The organism is Anabaena sp. TISTR 8404 (genome assembly GCF_056847745.1).
In genome coordinates, this window is record NZ_CP180578.1 from 3,042,895 (window position 1) to 3,061,339 (window position 18,445).

11 protein-coding genes are annotated in these 18,445 nt (G+C 38.5%); 3 read left to right on the forward strand and 8 right to left on the reverse strand.

Translation table 11 applies throughout. From position 1 onward, the window contains the following. Window positions 1–7: 7 nt before the first annotated feature. The 5 genes from ACMX3D_RS13245 to ACMX3D_RS13265 all read right to left on the reverse strand — a co-directional run bounded on the left by ACMX3D_RS13245 (window position 8) and on the right by ACMX3D_RS13265 (window position 11,203). Window positions 8–3,073, reverse strand: a complete 3,066-nt coding sequence (locus ACMX3D_RS13245; RefSeq protein WP_482751860.1) for a peptidase domain-containing ABC transporter — start codon at window positions 3,071–3,073, stop codon at window positions 8–10. Window positions 3,074–3,198: 125 nt separating this feature from the next. After that, complete coding sequence (locus ACMX3D_RS13250) at window positions 3,199–3,798, reverse strand: helix-turn-helix domain-containing protein (RefSeq protein WP_482751861.1); 600 nt, start codon at window positions 3,796–3,798, stop codon at window positions 3,199–3,201. 1,277 nt (window positions 3,799–5,075) lie between these two features. Beyond that, on the reverse strand, window positions 5,076–5,807 hold the full coding sequence (locus ACMX3D_RS13255) for a peptidylprolyl isomerase (RefSeq protein ID WP_482752337.1): 732 nt from the start codon (window positions 5,805–5,807) through the stop codon (window positions 5,076–5,078). A gap of 954 nt (window positions 5,808–6,761) precedes the next feature. After that, a complete protein-coding gene (locus ACMX3D_RS13260; RefSeq protein ID WP_482751862.1) occupies window positions 6,762–7,217 on the reverse strand; it encodes a HetP family heterocyst commitment protein in 456 nt (151 codons plus the stop codon). An 896-nt stretch (window positions 7,218–8,113) separates the two neighbouring features. Then, window positions 8,114–11,203: a cysteine peptidase family C39 domain-containing protein gene (locus tag ACMX3D_RS13265; protein WP_482751863.1), complete on the reverse strand. Its 3,090-nt coding sequence runs from the start codon at window positions 11,201–11,203 to the stop codon at window positions 8,114–8,116. Between the two features lie 944 nt (window positions 11,204–12,147). Between ACMX3D_RS13265 and ACMX3D_RS13270 the strand changes: the two genes are divergently transcribed. Together ACMX3D_RS13270 and ACMX3D_RS13275 are read left to right on the forward strand one after the other, a co-directional pair. Further along, window positions 12,148–12,270: a hypothetical protein gene (locus tag ACMX3D_RS13270; protein ID WP_482751864.1), complete on the forward strand. Its 123-nt coding sequence runs from the start codon at window positions 12,148–12,150 to the stop codon at window positions 12,268–12,270. Between the two features lie 553 nt (window positions 12,271–12,823). Then, entirely contained in the window at window positions 12,824–14,221 is a 1,398-nt protein-coding gene (locus ACMX3D_RS13275) for an AAA-like domain-containing protein (RefSeq protein WP_482751865.1), read from the forward strand. A gap of 171 nt (window positions 14,222–14,392) precedes the next feature. Here the strand turns inward: ACMX3D_RS13275 and egtD are convergent, their stop codons facing one another. From egtD to egtC, 3 genes are all read right to left on the reverse strand, one after another. After that, window positions 14,393–15,427, reverse strand: coding sequence for an L-histidine N(alpha)-methyltransferase (egtD, locus tag ACMX3D_RS13280; protein WP_482751866.1), 1,035 nt, complete (start codon window positions 15,425–15,427; stop codon window positions 14,393–14,395). Between the two features lie 160 nt (window positions 15,428–15,587). Next, window positions 15,588–16,865 carry an ergothioneine biosynthesis protein EgtB gene (egtB, locus tag ACMX3D_RS13285; RefSeq protein ID WP_482751867.1) on the reverse strand — a complete coding sequence of 426 codons (1,278 nt, stop codon included), beginning with the start codon at window positions 16,863–16,865 and terminating at the stop codon, window positions 15,588–15,590. Beyond that, window positions 16,840–17,628, reverse strand: a complete 789-nt coding sequence (gene egtC / locus ACMX3D_RS13290) for an ergothioneine biosynthesis protein EgtC (RefSeq protein ID WP_482751868.1) — start codon at window positions 17,626–17,628, stop codon at window positions 16,840–16,842. The genes egtB and egtC overlap by 26 nt, the downstream gene beginning before the upstream one ends. 305 nt (window positions 17,629–17,933) lie before the next feature. On the opposite strand from egtC, the gene ACMX3D_RS13295 reads away from it, so the two are divergent. Beyond that, the gene (locus tag ACMX3D_RS13295) at window positions 17,934–18,284 is read left to right on the forward strand and encodes a DUF6717 family protein (protein WP_482751869.1); all 351 of its coding nucleotides are present in this window, start codon (window positions 17,934–17,936) and stop codon (window positions 18,282–18,284) included. Window positions 18,285–18,445: the final 161 nt, after the last annotated feature.

Here is an 18,445-nt window from a genome sequence, read left to right on the forward strand (position 1 = left end):
CAGATGCTCAATTTGTTTGCGCCAGTTGTTGCTGGTTGAGATAAAAATAATGACCTTTTCTGGCAATTAATTCGTCGTGGGTGCCACTTTCGACTAATAACCCCCGATCTAATACCAGAATTAAGTCTGCGTGACGCACGGTGGACAGGCGATGAGCAATGATTAAACTTGTGCGTCCTTTGAGAATGGTTGTCAGGTTATTTTGAATAATGCGTTCAGATTCAGCGTCGAGGTGACTGGTGGCTTCATCTAATAATAATAAACGCGGATTGCCCAATAAGGCACGGGCGATCGCTAAACGTTGGCGCTGTCCGCCAGATAACATTCCTCCACCTTCACCAATTTGGGTTTCGTAACCCATTGGTAACTGTTTAATAAAGTCATCTGCGCCGGCTAAACGCGCCGCCTCGATAATTTCTTCTAAGGTGGCTTCTGGGTGAGCAATGCTGATATTTTCGCGGATTGTACCGCCGAATAAAAACGTGTCTTGATCAACAACCCCAATTTGAGAACGAAGCGATCGCAAAGAAATACTAGTCACATCGTGAGCGTCAATTAAAACTTTGCCATCTGTCGGCGGATATAGCCCCAAAATCAACTTAGATAAGGTAGTTTTGCCCGAACCACTCCGCCCTACTACAGCCACAGTTTGCTGAGGTTTGATTTCAAAACTCAGATTTTCTAAGACATTAATATCGCTGTCTGGATGATAGCGAAAGGTGACATTCTCAAACCGGATATTTCCGCTCAACCTTGGTAAAATCTGCCGGGGTTGATGTTGTAAATCTTCTTCTGGTTCTGCTTCTAAAACATCATTAATTCGCTCAGTCGCAATCATCACTTCTTGCACTTGGTTCCACAGCACAACTAGCCGTTGAAAGGGGCGAATAATGTTGCCCAAAAGCATATTAAAAGCAACAAGTTGTCCGATTGTTAGTTGATTTTGAATTACCAACCATGCCCCAAACCACAGTAGCCCCGTAGACACAACTGTTTCAATTGTCGCACTAAAAATTTGTAGTTGATTCCCTACTATCTGCCCACTAAATGTCTTTTTAATTAAATTATTCAGCAGTTCTTCCCAGTGCCAACGGACTGTTTGCTCAATGGCCATCGAGCGAATTGAACGAATCCCCGTTAAGGATTGAATCAGATAACTATTTTCGTTGGCTGTGGCGTTAAACACCTCACGACTAATTCGGCGTAAAAAGGGTGTAGCTACAAGCGCCAACAATACAAACGGCGGGACGATGGTTAAGCTGAGTAAAGCCATTGATGAGCTATACCAAAACATCAACCCGACATAAATAAACACTGTCAGCAAATCTAAAGTGATAGATAATGCTTCACCAGTGAGGAAGCGCTGAATTTTTTGATTTTCTTGAACGCGAGAAACAATATCACCCACATAACGCGATTCAAAAAATGCCAGAGGCAAACGGAAGGTATGTTTGATAAAACCTACCAATAGCGACAAGCTGATGCGATTTGCTGTGTGATCTAAAAGATATTGTCGCAGTCCGTTAATAGCCACACGGAACAACCCAAAAATCAACAACCCTAAACCCACAGCGTTTAAGGTGAGGGTGCTACCTTGGACAATTACTCGGTCTAAAAGTAGTTGCGTAAATAAAGGTGTAACTAGTCCAAATACTTGAATGAATATCGAAGCCGTGAACACCTCTAGTAGCACTTGCCAGTGAGGTTTAACTAAATCAAAAAACTGCCAGAATTGGATATTTTCTTCTTCAGTTTCTTTGAGTAAGGTTGTGGGTTGTAGTAATAAAGCGTAACCAGTCCAACCGGCTTTGAATTCGCCTGTTGTCAGAGTGCGTTGTCCAATAGCCGGATCACCAATAATGACCTTTTTTTTGCTAATTTCATAGACAACGACGTAATGTTTACCTTCCCAATGGGCGATCGCCGGTAGCGTTTGTTGAGCTAATTTATCCAAACTAGCTTTTACTGGACGAGTCGCAAAACCAACACTCTCTGCTGCGGCTGTCAAACCTCTTAAGGAAGCACCACCACGACTAACGTTAGCTAACTCTCGCAGTCGATTGATACTTAAGCGCTTACCCCAATAGCGACTTACCATCACTAAGCAAGCTGCACCACAATCTGCGGCACTTTGTTGTTCAAAAAATGGATATCGCTTAGTTAAGCGTCCCCACACATGACTTGCCCTAACTGTCGGGTTAGGAAAGTAAGCTTTACGTGGCTTCTGTTTCGGCACAGATGGCGGATTAGGTACAGGCAGATTAGGTACAGACTCTTCCCTCCTACCTCCTGCCTTCTGCTTTCTGACTTGCTCTCCACTTCCCCAGTCTCCACTCCCTACTCCCGCCAAATCTGCCAACTGCGGCCAATATGCCACGGCTGTTTGCCAATCAGCATTGTGTAGGCTGTAGACAATAGTTGGTTGTGTAGCTTGCCAATTCCCTTCTTGGGGATATATATAAATGTTCCCGGATGTCAATATACGTCCGTCAGCGTGGAGTAATTTACCGCGACGTAATAACCAGAGTTTAGTATCTTGAAATAATTTGGCTGGGGGTGGGCCGCTGTCTAAACTGTGTCGGCGAAATAGCGATAAAGCCTTGAGCATCTCTTCTACAGAGCCATTCAATGTGATGGGCGCACTTTGGCAGCATAATAAAAGTAAATTCCATAGTTCTGCGCGTTTTTGCAAGCGATCGCCCACACTAGGATATAGCTGAATAATCTCCTGCAACAATGCTTGCGAAAGATAACATAGTTTTAAGTTGACAGAAGCCCTCGCCACGTAAGCACAAAACTCTTCTTCGGGAAACAAAGTTAATTCGCCAAATGATCCCCCAGTTGTCAGGGTGCTAATTAAGTTATTCGCACTATCCAGTAGTCTGACTTTACCTGTGAGAATGATATAAATGCCTGGGGTTGCTGTTGTTGCTTGCCAAAATTGTTTGGCAACAGGTGGTTCGATAATTTCCACTCCTGCCAAGCATTTTTCCATATCTTGACTTGATAGTGCTTCGCCTAAGACGTGGGTAATTTGTGGCGCTAACTGTTCTTGAGAAAATCCTGATGGCATTTTTTCACCTTCATCAATTGGGGCTATACGAATAAGATCCCCCCGCCTACCGCGACCCCCTTTTTAAGGGGGTAAAAGAGATTTATCAGCCCCCCCTTTTTAAGGGGGGTTGGGGGGATCTTCACTTATTGATTTGTCTGCATTAAGTTATATGACCAAGGAAAAGTCGGCTCGCTATGAGTTTTTAAATCACCAATGGTAATGTTGTTGTCTTTTGTCTCTTCTGTTTCTTGTTGAGTGGAACTTTTACGTTTAGTCGATAGTCCCATTTGTTTGAGTAGGCGGTTAACGTGGCGATCGCTAATAGAAATTCCCAATTCATTTGCTAAATGTTTGCTTAACCATTGGGCTGTCCAATAACTAAATGCATAGCCATAATCACGAGGACTATGACTTACTAATTCTTTCAATCTATCGATATATTGAGCGTTGACAATTTTTGGTCTGCCTATTGGTCGCTCATTCCATTTATGTGCTAAACCAGCTTCTGCTATGCCAATCCAGTAGCGTGCCATTTCTTGGGAACAACCAACAATTTCACATATTTGAGTTTGAGATTTGCCCATATCTGCCAGTAACATAATTTCGATACGCCGGAGATATTCTGGTTGTAAATTACTGTGCAAGTTTTTCAACAAAGCTTTTCTTTGAAAGGGTGTCAGAAATTTGCTATCTTGAGGATCGTAATTTTCCAAACCTTGATATTGATTGGAATAGTTGGACATAATTACTACCAGTTTTTGTTGATTATCGAGTGTTTGATACGAAGTCAGAATATTTCAATCATGGAGAGATGATTTAATCAGTTAACCCTTATTGAATTTGAAGTCTGACTCCAGTTTTAATGTTTGTCCGACGCTGAATGTTTACCCCCTGATAGTTATAAATCATCGGGGGTTTTATATTGCCTCTGTTGTTGCAAATTAGAATTCTGTGTTAATAGTTTGTCCTAGAATCATACAATCACAAACATTTCTAGTCGCACTATTCTACTCAGAAATAAAAATTGGGTTAAAAACAGCGCTCACACCTTGGGAGCGCAGATAATTGAGCAGTAGTAGTATGAAAACTGACCAAATATTTAGCCAGCATAGCTGTTGTTTTCCTTGATAAACAGCAGTTTCTGGTAAAACACCTAAAAGCAATAAACTATGAACTATAGCAAAGTGCTGAGTATAAATTTAGTATTTTCCAGACTTTGAGCGATCAACACTGTCCTAATCTAGGATTCGACTGCTATAGTAAAACTGAATAATTTGCCAGACTTTCCTATAGTTTGGTGTAACGCTGGTATGAGTTTCACAAAATTGCTTGATGAGTATAGGAAAGTAAGCTAGAGCCTTTTGGCGACTTATATTTTGGGGATGTTACTGAACTCTGCAATTTAGATTTACAGTTCAACCTCAAGCTCATCAAATTAAGTTGAGTGTGATTTTTAATGAGAGGTTGATAGCTGTTCTACAGATTAGAACTGAGAGCTACTAAGGTCAGGTATGAGGACAAATCTATTTTTCACACTCGCCTTAAATTTCTTTATCCTATCAGCAGCAGAGTACAAGCAATCTAAAAATCATCTGGAAGAGAAGTTTTACGAAAAAGTGGCAGTTCCTCACTTTGTTAAGTTAGCCTAACTGTTATTCTTTTAAGAATTTTTCTAAACATAGTCAATAGGTTTTATGAAAAAAAGGTGAACTTTACAAAAAAAGTATATCATCTTTACCAAATTTTAACAATTAAGTTTGTTTAAAATAAAATGATCAATATTCAGGGACAAAAGGTACATCTAAAAAATAGAAGTATTTAATATATCTAAGTAATAACTATCTATCTCTAGGATGAAAATTATTGTCTAGCAAGAAAGTAAAGGTCTACTGAGTTTCTTCAAAATATTGAATAGTCATCCGATATTGAAATAAAACCACAGATAACTCAGTGTTGAAAATATGCTAGATAAAATCTTATATATCACCAAGATACATATACTTGATGATTCCTTAAGTAATCATGTATTTAGCATACATTGTAGTTCAGTATTTAACCAATGCTGAAACATTTTATCGAGAATTTCCTGATATCTTTCAGGTGTTAATTCAGCAGGATAAAATTCTTCTACAAAAAAAAGATGGTAACCTTGCTCAGTTTTGTAAGGGCCTATTACCTGTTGAGGTGATGCTCTAAATACAACGGTGGCTATATCTGGCTGAAGTGCAAAACGATAAACTATACCTTCATATCCACACTTCCGCCTACGATGAATATCAATATCATAAATTTGTGCTGCATGATAAAAACTGATTTCACCATCTTCAATTTGATAGTAAAGTTCTTGTGCAAGAGTTTCAGAGTCAATTATGATTTGATACAAAATAACTTGATCAAATTCCGCGTGATTTTGAGTAAAAAAATTCTCTACTTCATCAGCAAATAATACTTGTGCTAGTTTGTGCGATAATAGGCGATCGCAGATTCCTCTTTCCCAATCAGATGGTGTAACTAATTGATCAGCTAACCATTCCAGTGTATCTGCGGCTCTTTCCAAATGTCTTTCTCGACGCTGATTTTCTGCTTCCGCTTCAATTTCTTCAGCTGTGATAGTAATACCTCTAGCTTCGGCGGCTTGCCAGATGACTTGGTTAATTAAAATTTTGTGATAAACTTCTTTCAACCGCATTTCTTTTTTGAGGAATTTTACAACTTCTTCTGGTTCAATAAAAATTTTGGCAAGGTCAGTCATTGGTATTAATAGTTCTTCCGAAGTTTCCACAACTATCTTCAGTTGTGTAGTGCTAAGTTACTTTAGCTTGATTTGATACATAAAAAACTGGAAGCTATTTGAGTTTTTAGCTTCCAGCGTTAGCTGTATCCATTACATCTTATTACAGCAGATATAATCCTGTTTGGTAGAACTAGGATTACGAGCATCAAAGCAAAAGTCTAGTAGCTAAATGCTCTATCAGCCACAACAATTGCTAACTGTTACTTTGTCTATTTCCTGTACTACAAAAGTATGGAAGACTCTACCAAATTTCTCCCACCATTGAGAAACTGAATAGAGGGCATTTAAAGTTAAAATTGGGGGAATCCACCTCTCTAACTTTTATTTGCTCAGGCTTCCTCGAAAACAGAACCACCAATAGCAACAGTTAGATTGTCTGTCTTGATTTCAGAGTTATGTACTCTTTGGTATACTGATTGCTTCAGCAAAAACAATCAGTTAAATGTATTTCATAGTCAGATATTCAATGATTTTATCATTGTTGATGAATGTGTTGGTTCATCACCTCTATGTATAATTTAATTGATTTTAATAGTTTAAATTTGCCATTTTGGCACATTTTACAATTAAATTTTATCCTTACTTTGACTATTTATACCAATTCTCAGTTTCAGGCTCTCTATTCTTCTGTAGGCGCTAGAAGTCTAGGTATAGTGAAACAAAACCCACCTTTAGAGGTTTGCTTAAAGGCGGGTAAGTTAATTAGAATAAGTATAATTAATGCGATTCTGTTACAGAAATTTATATAAATCAAGAAATCAATTCATTTGCTTTACATAAAAGCTCTACTTTCTTTTTTATCTGTTAAGTGTAACTAGTGACCGATAACCTACCATGCTGTAAAGTTGCGATCGCATAATAGGCTATCAGGCACTTAATCGTCTCAAACTATCTATGAATGCAATAGAAGATTTAATTAGTTTCACAAACTTTTAAGCAAAAATCTTGAGTGTGATCGATATTTGATTCATAGTTCAGAGGTGGATATTCTTGAATTTCTTGTGTTAGCCATTGCTCCATATTCCCTCCCCGAATTTGTGTTTTTTGCTTACCTACTACTTCAAGATAAGTTAAGTCTTTAATTGTACCTAAGCAGTTAGCCGCTACAGATTTATCAGCAGATGATTGAGTAATTGTGATAGTTTCACGCTCTTGTGGCTGCACTCTATTTGTGGAAGAATTTTCTTTCAGCAATCTGTTATAGGTGCGATAGGGAATGTAATGTAATGGATTATAACCAGCTACGCGTAGCATTAACACACATGCCCATGAATACTTGCCTGCTAGAATCGCTTCAACTATTTGGTCGAATTGTTGAGGATTGATACCTTTATTAAAGTTACTGATGCTAGTCATATCGTGATTCATGGTGTAATTGTCTGGGAAATTAGGTGTTACAAGTAGTCAATGTTTGATTAATAGCTGTCACAGTAGCCGGCTGTAACAACTACCTTTTAAATATATTTATTTTTTAGTTTATACCTGTAAGTAAGGACAAATTTTTGCTGTAAAAACCATATCATTCCTTGTTTTGAGGTTAGAACTGCATACGTTCTGATGATGATTTCCATGAGCTTGACCTTGGAGCAGAAAGTTGACTGTATTTCATCCAGTAATCAGTTACTTTTCAACCTTTCATCATATCATTTCACTGACTATAAAAGTCTGGCTTGGCTCTTGGTAGATGCAGTTTTATCCTCTTTGAATGGTCTAAATTTTTAGTCTAATTTATTGCCCTGATAATGATATCGTATAATATTTTGCCGGAGTTCATCTAGCAAAATTTAGTAAAAAATTTATCACTGTTACTGACAAGTTAAAAGTTGGTTATTTAGGAAAAACATTAATAGCTACTTTAGTATTTATACTACGTTTTTCTCTAAATGTCATCTGCTAAATTAAAATTTTACCAGTTAAATTTACTGATTTTTTTTGATGTCTCCATTTGTATTATGCAAGTTTTAGTATTGTCACGAATTCGTTGTTCAGTGGGGGGTTTGACCCCTCATTTATTGTTCATTTGGAACTATTATTTGGTTCAAATTCATATAGAAATTTACCATTAACTTGTCTAATAAACAATCACTAAATATAGTAATTTCTATAGCATTAAAAAAAACAAAGTAATTTTATCTAGTTTACGCAGTTGAAAATATTTTCAACAAAATATAAAATTCATCCGGAATGCTGGAATACAGAGATACCCGACTTCTTAAAGAAATCGGGTATCTGAGCTTGCTAAGTTTGTACTCAAATGAGCAAAATTACAGTTGTAATTGCAGTTTAGCTAGGCAGTAATAAAGACCATTTGTTTCCATAAGTTGTTGATGAGTGCCTTGCTCAACTAACATACCTTGGTCGAGAACAAGGATGTGGTCAGCGTGACGCACGCTAGAGAGACGATGAGAGATGATAAAAGTGGTATGATACTGACTCAATCGAGCTAATTTTTGGTACAAACAACGCTCAGATTCAGGGTCTAGACCGCTAGTAGCTTCATCTAGAATTAAGATTTTGGGGTTGGTAATCAATGCACGCGCGATCGCAATTTTTTGTCTCTGACCACCAGAAAGCCGCAAACCTCGCTCCCCAACTGGGGTGTTGTATCCTAAAGGCAGTTCGCGGATGAAACTGTGGGCTTCGGCTAACTTGGCGGCAGCGATCGCCTGTTCATAATTAAAATCTGGATTATGCAGGGTGATATTTTCTAAAATCGTGCCAGAAAACAAAACATTATCCTGTGCAACAAAACCTATTTGACTGCGTAAAGATTGGGTTGACACCCTACTAATATCTATCCCATCAATTAAAATCCGCCCACTACTAGGACGATGTAAACCAGCCAGTAAATTTACTAAAGTGCTTTTACCACAACCACTTTGACCAATAATGCCGATAGTTTGTCGCGGTCTCACCCGAAAAGAGACATTTTGCAAAGTATGGCGCTTGTCATCAGGATGATAGCGGAAAAACACATTCTCAAACCGCACTTCACCACGAATTGCAGGCATTACCTGTAAAGGTTTTTGGGAATTTTCTTCTGGCTGAGAATCTAATACATCGTTAACTCGCTCCACTGCTGTTAGTACTGCTTGCAATTCATCCCACAACTCCACCAACGCCAACACGGGATTTGTCACATTACTAATTAGCATATTGAACGCCACAAATTTACCAAGTGACATATCCCCACTGATAACCAGTTGCAACCCACTCCACAAAACAACCGTAGTTGCAACGTGACTAATTAAATTCCGTAGCATTTGCAAGACATTGGCTAACTTCTGACCTCGCAACCGCGCCTTGAGCATTTTCATCAAACGCTCTTGCCAATATGTCTGCACTGAGCGTTCAGCTGCGGCGGTTTTGACTGTCACAATTCCAGTAATGATTTCCACTAGAGCGGAATTTTGGCTGGCTGATGTTTGTAAAACTTCCCGCGATATTTGCTTGAGGAAAGAACTTGCTCCCAGAGTCAAAATCACAACGGGGACAATTCCACCCAATACCAACAATGTCAGTTGCAGGTTGAAATAAGCCATCACTCCCAGGTAGACAACTATCATCAAAGTATCGACTGTGCTAGTGATAGCGCGACGAGTGAGGAATTGTTGAATTTTGCGGTTTTCTTGAATGCGACTGAGAATGTCTTCAACTCGGCGGGAGGTAAAAAACTGCAATGGTAGCTGCAAGGTATGTTGGACGAAACCAGTAATTAAGTTAGTATCGATGCGATGAGCAAAATAGTCGAGCAGATATTGTCGTTGTGCTGTTAAGACAATACGCCACACACCCAAGCACAAAAAGCCGAGTGCAAAAGCATTCAAAGTCGAAAAATTTTTCAGCAGTATGATTTGGTCGAGAACAGCTTGGGTAAGTAGGGGAGTCGCCAACCCAAATACTTGTACAACTAGTGAGACAAGAATAATGTGTTGAATGAGTTGGCGGTAAGGTTGTAATGTCTGCCAATAACGACTTAAGGAAAGTTTCTCGCTTTGGAGGGTGTGAAAATTTGCCGTTGGGTCTAATAAAAGCGCGTATCCTGTCCAATTAGCTTCAAAATCTGAGCGCGACAGCCATTTTTGACCGATCGCCGGATTAGCAATTAAAATGCGATCGCCTTTGATTTGCCAAACCACAATATAATGATTACCTTGCCAATGGGCAATCCAAGGACTAGTTTGTGATTCCAACTTAGTTAAACTCGCCCTTACCTGTAGCGCTTCGTACCCCAAGGTTTGGGCGGCGGTGGCTAAACCTGCTAAAGATGCACCTGTACGGTCTACTTCTGCTAAGTTCCGCAAAGTATTGAGGCTAAAGCGTTTACCCCAATACTGGCTAATCATTGCTAAACAAGCTGCACCACAATCTGATGAACTTTGTTGGGGAATGAAGGGATATCTTCGTCGTGGCTTAGCTTTTGGCTGAGGTTGATTGAGTTGTGGTACTACATCAATCTCTGGTTCTGGGGAAATTTCTGGTTGGGAGTAGTTGAGCTTGGGAAGCGGAATTTGGGTTATTTCTGAACTACTAACAACAGCTATTTCCTGTTGTGTATCTTTACTGGTAAATAGTTGCGGTGCGAATGCTTGGGCTGATTCCCACTGTTCAATAGGTAAATGGTAAACTAACAAGTCTGTTTCAGCAATTGTATCTGGGGAAGCAACTTCAGGATATCCCCAACTATCTCCCAGTAATAATGAGGTAGTGGTTCCAGTCGCCAACCAAAAACGTCCCGCAGTTGCTGGTGTGGCTGTGGTTAAAGCTGAACCCGCAGAAATTTTAGTAGTAATTATATAAGGTAAGAATTGCCGGAGAGTTGCACTGTTGAGCGATCGCAATTCGGTATAACTTTTAAAGAAGATCAGTGCTTGGCGCTCAAAGGCTAATTTTTGCAGGTGCTTTTCTAAATTAGGTAAGCGCTGTAACCATAGTTGTAAATCCGCAATCGTGATTTGGGCTACAAATCCCGGACTAGCACCAATCGCACGGTATGATAAGGGGCGATCGTAAAATAAATCATCTGCGCCAAAGGTCTGCTCTGCTAATAACAACTGTGTAGAAACTTCCCGTCCAAGAGTTGCATCAAAACTTAGCAAACGTACTCGTCCTTGACAAACTAAGTAAAAAAAATTACTTTTAGATTCAGCAACTATATTGTCAGTGTATTGAGTTAAATTATCACCTAGTTGAAACTCGCGAATTGTCCAAAACTGTCTAAATTCTGATGCTAGATTTGTATCCCCTGCAACTATGTTCAACAGTTTAATAATGATTGCTTCTAAAGTACTAGATTGTTTTTGACTGCTAATTTTCAGTTCTCCCTGAACTCTGAACGAAGAAGAGGGGTTCATGCGTTAATTTCTGTTCTCAGTGTAAGTTTTTTTGATTTTATTGAAGCTAATTGATTAGAGTTCTACAATGCTGGCAACACTTCTAATATTTAAATTTTGCCTCATTGCAACAGCCTCCGGAAAACGCAATTATTTGGATTTTCCCTCAAAAATTGCTGAACAATCATTTTTCAGTGGCTTTTCCTAAACGAGAATTTGATAATCAATAACTTACTGAGAAGCTGAATTTTTTTTAATTTAAAATAGTAGGGATCAATAATTAGTCGTTACTTATTCATATTTTACTAGCTGTTAACCAGTATTTATAAATTTATTTTTGACATTAAAATTATTCATCCGTATACTCACATAGCTGTAAACAAAATTAAACTGACTCTGCGGTAATTTTTATTCAATTCTGCTGAATTATTATTTGTATTTGAGTAGATATAAGCAGTTAGTTTATTTTGAACATAGGCTATTGGCTACAATTAAATTGCATAATATAAGTTAGGATTGTTTTGGGTTGTTTCAGTAACATGTAAGTAAGTATTTAATTTTAATTTTACGTTACTTACATTTTCTGTTAATTTATGCAATACCCGGAAAATATAAGTACATCTTGCCAAGCTCTGATTTGTGCTTGCGATAGAGTGTGATCCAAGACAGAATAGTAGGACACCTACGGTTACATTTGTGTAACTAAAGCTACTTTTTTTAGCGATCGCTCAACTACTAATTATATATCGACAATCAAGTAGCTGTAACTTTCAATATACGTACTGTTTATAGAGGACTCATATTTGATGCTATGAGACTTGATTTTGCTGGAATTTCTGTGGTAGCCTGCGTTTAGTCAAATCCGATTCAGTGATAGATTTACCGTATTTTAAATTCCCTATTGCACTTCAGATCCCTGACTTGTGAAAGAAGTCGGGGATCTTGCTGTTTACAAATAAACCACCATGAGCAACTACCTCCTTAGCCTTGTAGGAGCATCATTTTTGGTAGTAGCACTTGTTTTATCAAGGCTGTCTTTTGTTATACCCAAACGGATGAAGAGCGATCGCACCATTAATCAGGAGTAAAATCTGGTGTATTTACTTACTGCATCTAGTATGATGTTAATATGTTGTAAGTTGAGATGGTTAATCTATTACAAAAGTAAATAGTTTACATGGGCAATTTCATGAAAAGTTTAAAATATTACATAAGTGTTTAAAGTACAGTAGAATGTCAGAAAACAAACTTAAAATAACAAATTTGGGGCATAATAAAGCTTAAAATAGCTGAAAGTTCAGATTTTAAGGTATTTTAGGAATTTTAATAGACTGAAATACAAATTTTCTCTGAATATAAGCTTTTTAGCTTATTTTGCAACAAATTTCATTTGCAGACATAGCAATCCGTTAAGGAATTGTTAGTAAATATATTGTCTGTTCCCTATGTTTATGAGTAAATTTATTAAGTACACGGAATAAAGTTTAGTATTTTTTATACTCTAAAATTGGGGGAGGTTTCGACTGCTGTTAAAACAAGAAATTTTCCGTGCTTTACACTGTTTAAATTCTTAGAGCAGTTGGATAATCAGACTCTACAAAGTAGATTTTGTGTCCACAAAAAGTTGTTGGAACACAGCCTATGCAAGTAAAACAAACTAAGAGCAAGAGAAGAAGAGGCGTTGTACTAACTCCCGCAGGGTTACAACGTTTACAAGAAGCGATTCTATCTTGGGAAGTTGCCAGAAACAAAGGCGAACGCTTAACTTTACAGGAACTTAGCACACAAATCAGTATTTCTACCAAAACTTTGAGCCGATTGTGGTCTTTGAGTAAAGGCGTAGATCAAAAAACTCTCAAATTGTGCTTTAGTGCCTTTAATCTCAAATTACAGGAAGAAGATTTTATAGTTTCGAGTGGAGACAATGAAAGCGAAATATTAGAATTTTTCTCCAGGAATTCATATACACAGGAAGAAAATTTTGCGCAATTCTCTAACTACGAAGTCGAACACCGTTGGTCATATCCAGATGGGCCTGTAGCTCTAGATTCTCCCTTATATATTGAGCGTCCTCCAATAGAAGAATTAGTTTATCGAGAAATTACCCGACCAGGCTGCGTAATTCGGATTCGCTCTCCCAGACAGATGGGGAAAACTTCTTTAGTGCTGCGTCTTTTAGCCTATGCAAATACACAAAGATATCGCACTGTTAATATAAATTGCTATCAAGTTGATGACCATTATTTGACTGATTTAAATAAACTTTTGCGTTGTCTTTGTTGGCAAATTGCCCAACAGTTAGAAATTGAACCCAACCTGGATGAGCAATGGGATGATGAGGTTGGTTATAAGTTAAGTTGTAGCTTCTACTTGCAAAAATATATTCTCAAACAGAGTGATAATCCCATAGTGTTGGTGTTGAGCGATGTTGATCGCTTTTTTAACTACCCACACATTGCTCAGGAATTTTTTGCATTATTGCGTTCTTGGTGTGAAGAAGCACGACAAAATAACAGCTGGCAAAAGCTGAGGTTAGTAGTAGTTTATTCCACAGAGCAATATATTTCTTTAGATATTAATCGTTCACCATTTAATATCGGACTACCTATTCGTCTGGGCGAATTTACGCAGCAGCAAGTAGAAGATTTAGCCAGTAGATACGAATTAGACTGGAGTTCTGGTCACGAATCTGCTCAATTGATGTCTCTTGTCGGTGGACATCCAGCTTTGATTCAACTAGCTTTATTTCATATTGTCTCTCGCACCATTACTTTACACGATTTGATTCAAGAAGCGATCGCCAATGGTGGTATATATCGCCATCACCTATGGCGACACTGGGTAAAATTACAAAGCAATTCTCATCTGCTCAAAATATATACGGAGCTTGTCAGAGCAAAACAAGGTATTTTAATTGATCCTGTTGATGCTTATAATCTCGAAAGCTTAGGATTAATTTGCTTTGATGGCGATCGCATTCTACCCCGTTGCAAGCTTTATCAAGCTTATTTTAAAAAACAATTATCAACTCTTGTTTAATATTCGACTTACGGACTCACAATTTGCTACGTCAAGGTTTTTGGTAAGGAAGCATAGATATAGCAGGGAACAGGCTTTAAAGTCGCTCAGTGTCCATGTTTGATCATTAGTCTTTGTCATTATCTATGCTTCGACTGCTATAGCTATGCGCCCTTACCAGAGAGTTTCATGTCAATACTGCAACTGACACAACAACAAACCAAACCATTGATTTGAGTCAGTCCATGTTTGTATAGGAACTAAACCCCGTGTTTTGAGTTGTTGCTGAATGTTTTTCAGGTTAAATTTGCGAGAAATTTCTGTCAGAATAGTTTCGCCTGGTGCAAAATTAACAGTGAGGTTGAGGGATTTTAATTGCACAGTTTGCGATCGCATACTTCGCAAATGCATTTCAATTTGATGTGCAGATTCATTATAAAACGCCCAGTGTTCAAACTGCGTCGTATCAAAATTGCCTTCAAATCTACGATTTAAATGCTCTAGCATATTAATATTAAACGCTGCTGTCACACCTTGGCGATCGTTATAAGCAGGTTCCAAAATTTCTTTTGGCTTTTGTAAATCTATCCCTAGCAAGAAGTACTCACCTACTTGCAGCGCATTGGTAATTTGAGAAAAGAAAACATCACACTCTTCAGGCTTGAGATTTCCCAAAGAACTACCAATAAAACCAATCATCCTACTTGGTGACTGCTTTGATGGCAGTTGTGCTAGAGCCATTTCATAAGTTCCAGCCAGTGCGTAAACTTGTAGTGAGGGATAGTCTGTTAGTAACTTTCTAGCGCTATTTTCCAACATTCCTGCACTCACATCTATTGGCAAATAGCGCTGAAGATATCCCAACTCTTGGTAAGCATCTAGCAAAATCCGAGTTTTTGTAGAACTACCGCTACCAAGTTCCACTAATTCACAAGCACCTGTGATTTTGGCAATTTCACCTGCATATTGTTGTAGGATTGTCGTTTCTGTGCGAGTTAAGTAATATTCTGGCAACTCACAGATTTGTTCAAATAGCTCAGATCCTTGGTCATCATAAAAGTAATATGGGGGTAAAGATTTGGGGTTTTGAGTTAAACCTTTAACTACATCACTCCCCGCAGTTGATGTAACTACTCGTGTTGCTTCTACCAAACGCTGTATCTGCAAACGTTCTTCAATGCTATTTTGGGAAGTAACTTTGCCGTTAACAGCTTTAGATATTGTCATTTATCCTCCGCAGAGTTGTAGTAGATGGCTTGTAAACACAAACTTTCCTCTAGCCAGTGAAACACACAGCCATAGCTGCTAACATCACGCCTGAGCCAGATTAATCTAGATTGAACACTATATTTGCTGCTTTTTTCATTAAAACAGCACTAAGTTTTGCTTAATCAGAATTGGCAGCACAGCGGAACCCAGCAAAGATTTGACGTACACTCGGATAGTACCAATTACGAAAACTAGAACGTAGTACCCAAGGACGAGTAGACCAACTACCACCTTTTAGGACGCGGTGTTTGTTGTCAAAATAAACTTGAGAGTAACCGACATAAGGGTAACTTTGGAAACCTTGATAAGGCGCAAACCAAGAAGCTGTCCATTCCCAAACATTGCCGAGAGTATCGAATAAACCATAGGCACTTTTTCCGGCGGGGTAACTATTAACTGGGGTTGTCTGACCTAGGAGGCGATCGCAATTACAATATTCAGCTGTGGGCATTTCTTCACCCCAAGGATAGGTGCGACGACGGTTAGCTTGAGCATCCCAACTAGCGGCTTTTTCCCATTCAGCTTCTGTGGGTAAACGCTTCCCAACAAACCGCGAGTAAGCCTCAGCTTCGTACCAACTGACACCACATACTGGATGATCATCATAACTGCGATCGCTATACCAATAAAGTGGTTGTCTCACCTTCTCTGTTTGTAGCCATTGCCACCCAGCTTCCGACCATAACTGTGGGTTTTCATAGCCTCCTGCCCCCATAAATTGCCGATATTGTCCACAAGTCACCGGATAACGGTCAATCCAATAAGTATCCAAATATACGCGGTAGCTCAGGCTTTCATTATCCAACGCATCAATAGAATTGTTTCCCTGCTCAAACTCCCCAGCCGGAATCATCACCATCTCTGCTTGCTTCGCAAAGTCAAAAGTCCAAAGTCCAGAGTCAAAAGTTATTAATTTTGACTGTTGACTATTGACCATTGACTGTTGACTCTTTGCCATTTCCAACACATAGCTGAGAATTTCACAGTGTTGACTTTCGTGTTGAATTAAAAACCGCCAGAGACGTTCTTGCGGTTCAATATCAGCTACTTCTAGATATTCCAGCACTTTGACTCGAACTGTCTGCAAGTAATCACTGATTTGAGCTAAATTTGGTAATTTGACACGTTCTGATTTAGGTAAACCATCAGCTGCAAACAACTTGCGGTATTGTGGAAATAAACATCGTACACCTGCACTGTGTTCTAGCAACCATAAAGACTCAGTGTAAGCGATATGTCCCAAATGCCAGCCAATAGGGCTAAAATCAGGATGATACTGAGTACGAAATGTAGCTTCGTCTAGCTCATCAAACAACATTAAAGTTTTCTGACGACATTCATTTAAGGCATGATAAATAGCCTCTTTTTTGCTATAGCTGGTCAATTTTGATATCACAGTCTTCTCCCACACTAATAATGCTGTTTTCTGGGCAAGGATTCCAATTGCCAGGAAATAAAGGTTCCGAAGCAATAATTACAGAGTTCGGAAAATTGAGATCATCCCGTATCCAATACAAAGATGGATTTGGTGAACCAATAGCAAAACGGGAAGCTATCAAGCGTTTTCCGTCACTCAACACGATGTTTGCTAAAACCTTGACTTGATGGCGTTTGGCCATCTCTGAAATAGTTAATAAAGTGGCGCGTAAAGCATATTCAGGCGGACGATGTTTGTGAATTTGACTCTGAGACAGTAAAAACGCAAACAAATGTTCAGAATCAGTGCTGCCATAAATTTTGTTGTAAAAATCAGGCGCTAAAGTGCTGCGGATTTTGCGGTGTAATGTTTGCCGAAAATTTTCAATAAATCCGTTGTGTAAAAATAGCCAATTTTCGTGATTAAATGGCTGGCAATTAGCAAAATCTAGGGCTTGCCCTGCTGTAGCGCTGCGTACATAAGCCAAGACACAATTTGATTCAACATATCGGCTCAGATGAGGTAAGTTGATATCATTCCAAATCGGCAATGTATTTTTGTAAATATAAGGAGCAGTATCTTTTTGAGTATGATACCAACCCATACCAAAACCATCTGCATTCACTACTCCAGAATTCATTTCGCGGGGTTGGTAACTTTGGACAATTAATGAATGTTCTGGTTTATACAAAAGATGCTCCAAAGAAACAGGCGAACCGAGATAGGCAAGTAAACGGCACATGATGAAAGTATTTACTCCCAATTGCTATATAGAATAAGCATGATTGCTGAGAATTGACTGAATAGTAAATAAGTTTGTGCTATACTTACCCTCCTCACCCTGCAAAACTCCTAATGAAGCTCAAGTTTTAGATAAACTTATATTATTCTGTCGTAATTAGTCAGCTTTACTACGGAATTATTTATCAATAAGACAAGAGATTTAAGTGTGTGGGTTGTTAATGAAGAAAACATTTATACTTGTACACCCTTACACCCAATCTCAATAACTAACCTTTGTACCTAAGCCTTAACTAACAATTGCTGATGACTAACTCAATGATGGTTATTTTCCCGTATAGACATAATCAAACATGGGTATTTGATGATGAGCGTCTAGGGTTGGTGCAAGAACCATTTGTTAGCGGTGTACCTGAAATGATTGATATTTTTGTTCAAGGTATAGCTAATGTAAATGAAGGATTTAAACTTCTGTTTTCTGCTAGTCCTTTCCCTGGTTATCAAGCAGAACTAATTTGGTTGGGAGAGGAGTATAACGGTAACTGGTATCGCTGGGAAGAAAAAAGTCTGGAGGGTTGGCTATGTCCAGCATTATTTAAATATTTTGATCAAGCTCCAAAAAAAATATATTGTAAAGCCGAAAGCTTGTATACCTAAATCATTGGTGAAGTAAAATATCCCCGACTTCTTCAAGAAGTCGGGGATATATAGAGCCTATTTATAAAGTAAGTATTAAGTAGGGGAGGCAAAAAGCAGTGTGGATGTTCTTCCTGCTCTATTAACGTTGTGTGACGGCTATGGAAAATTTGGGATTTTGA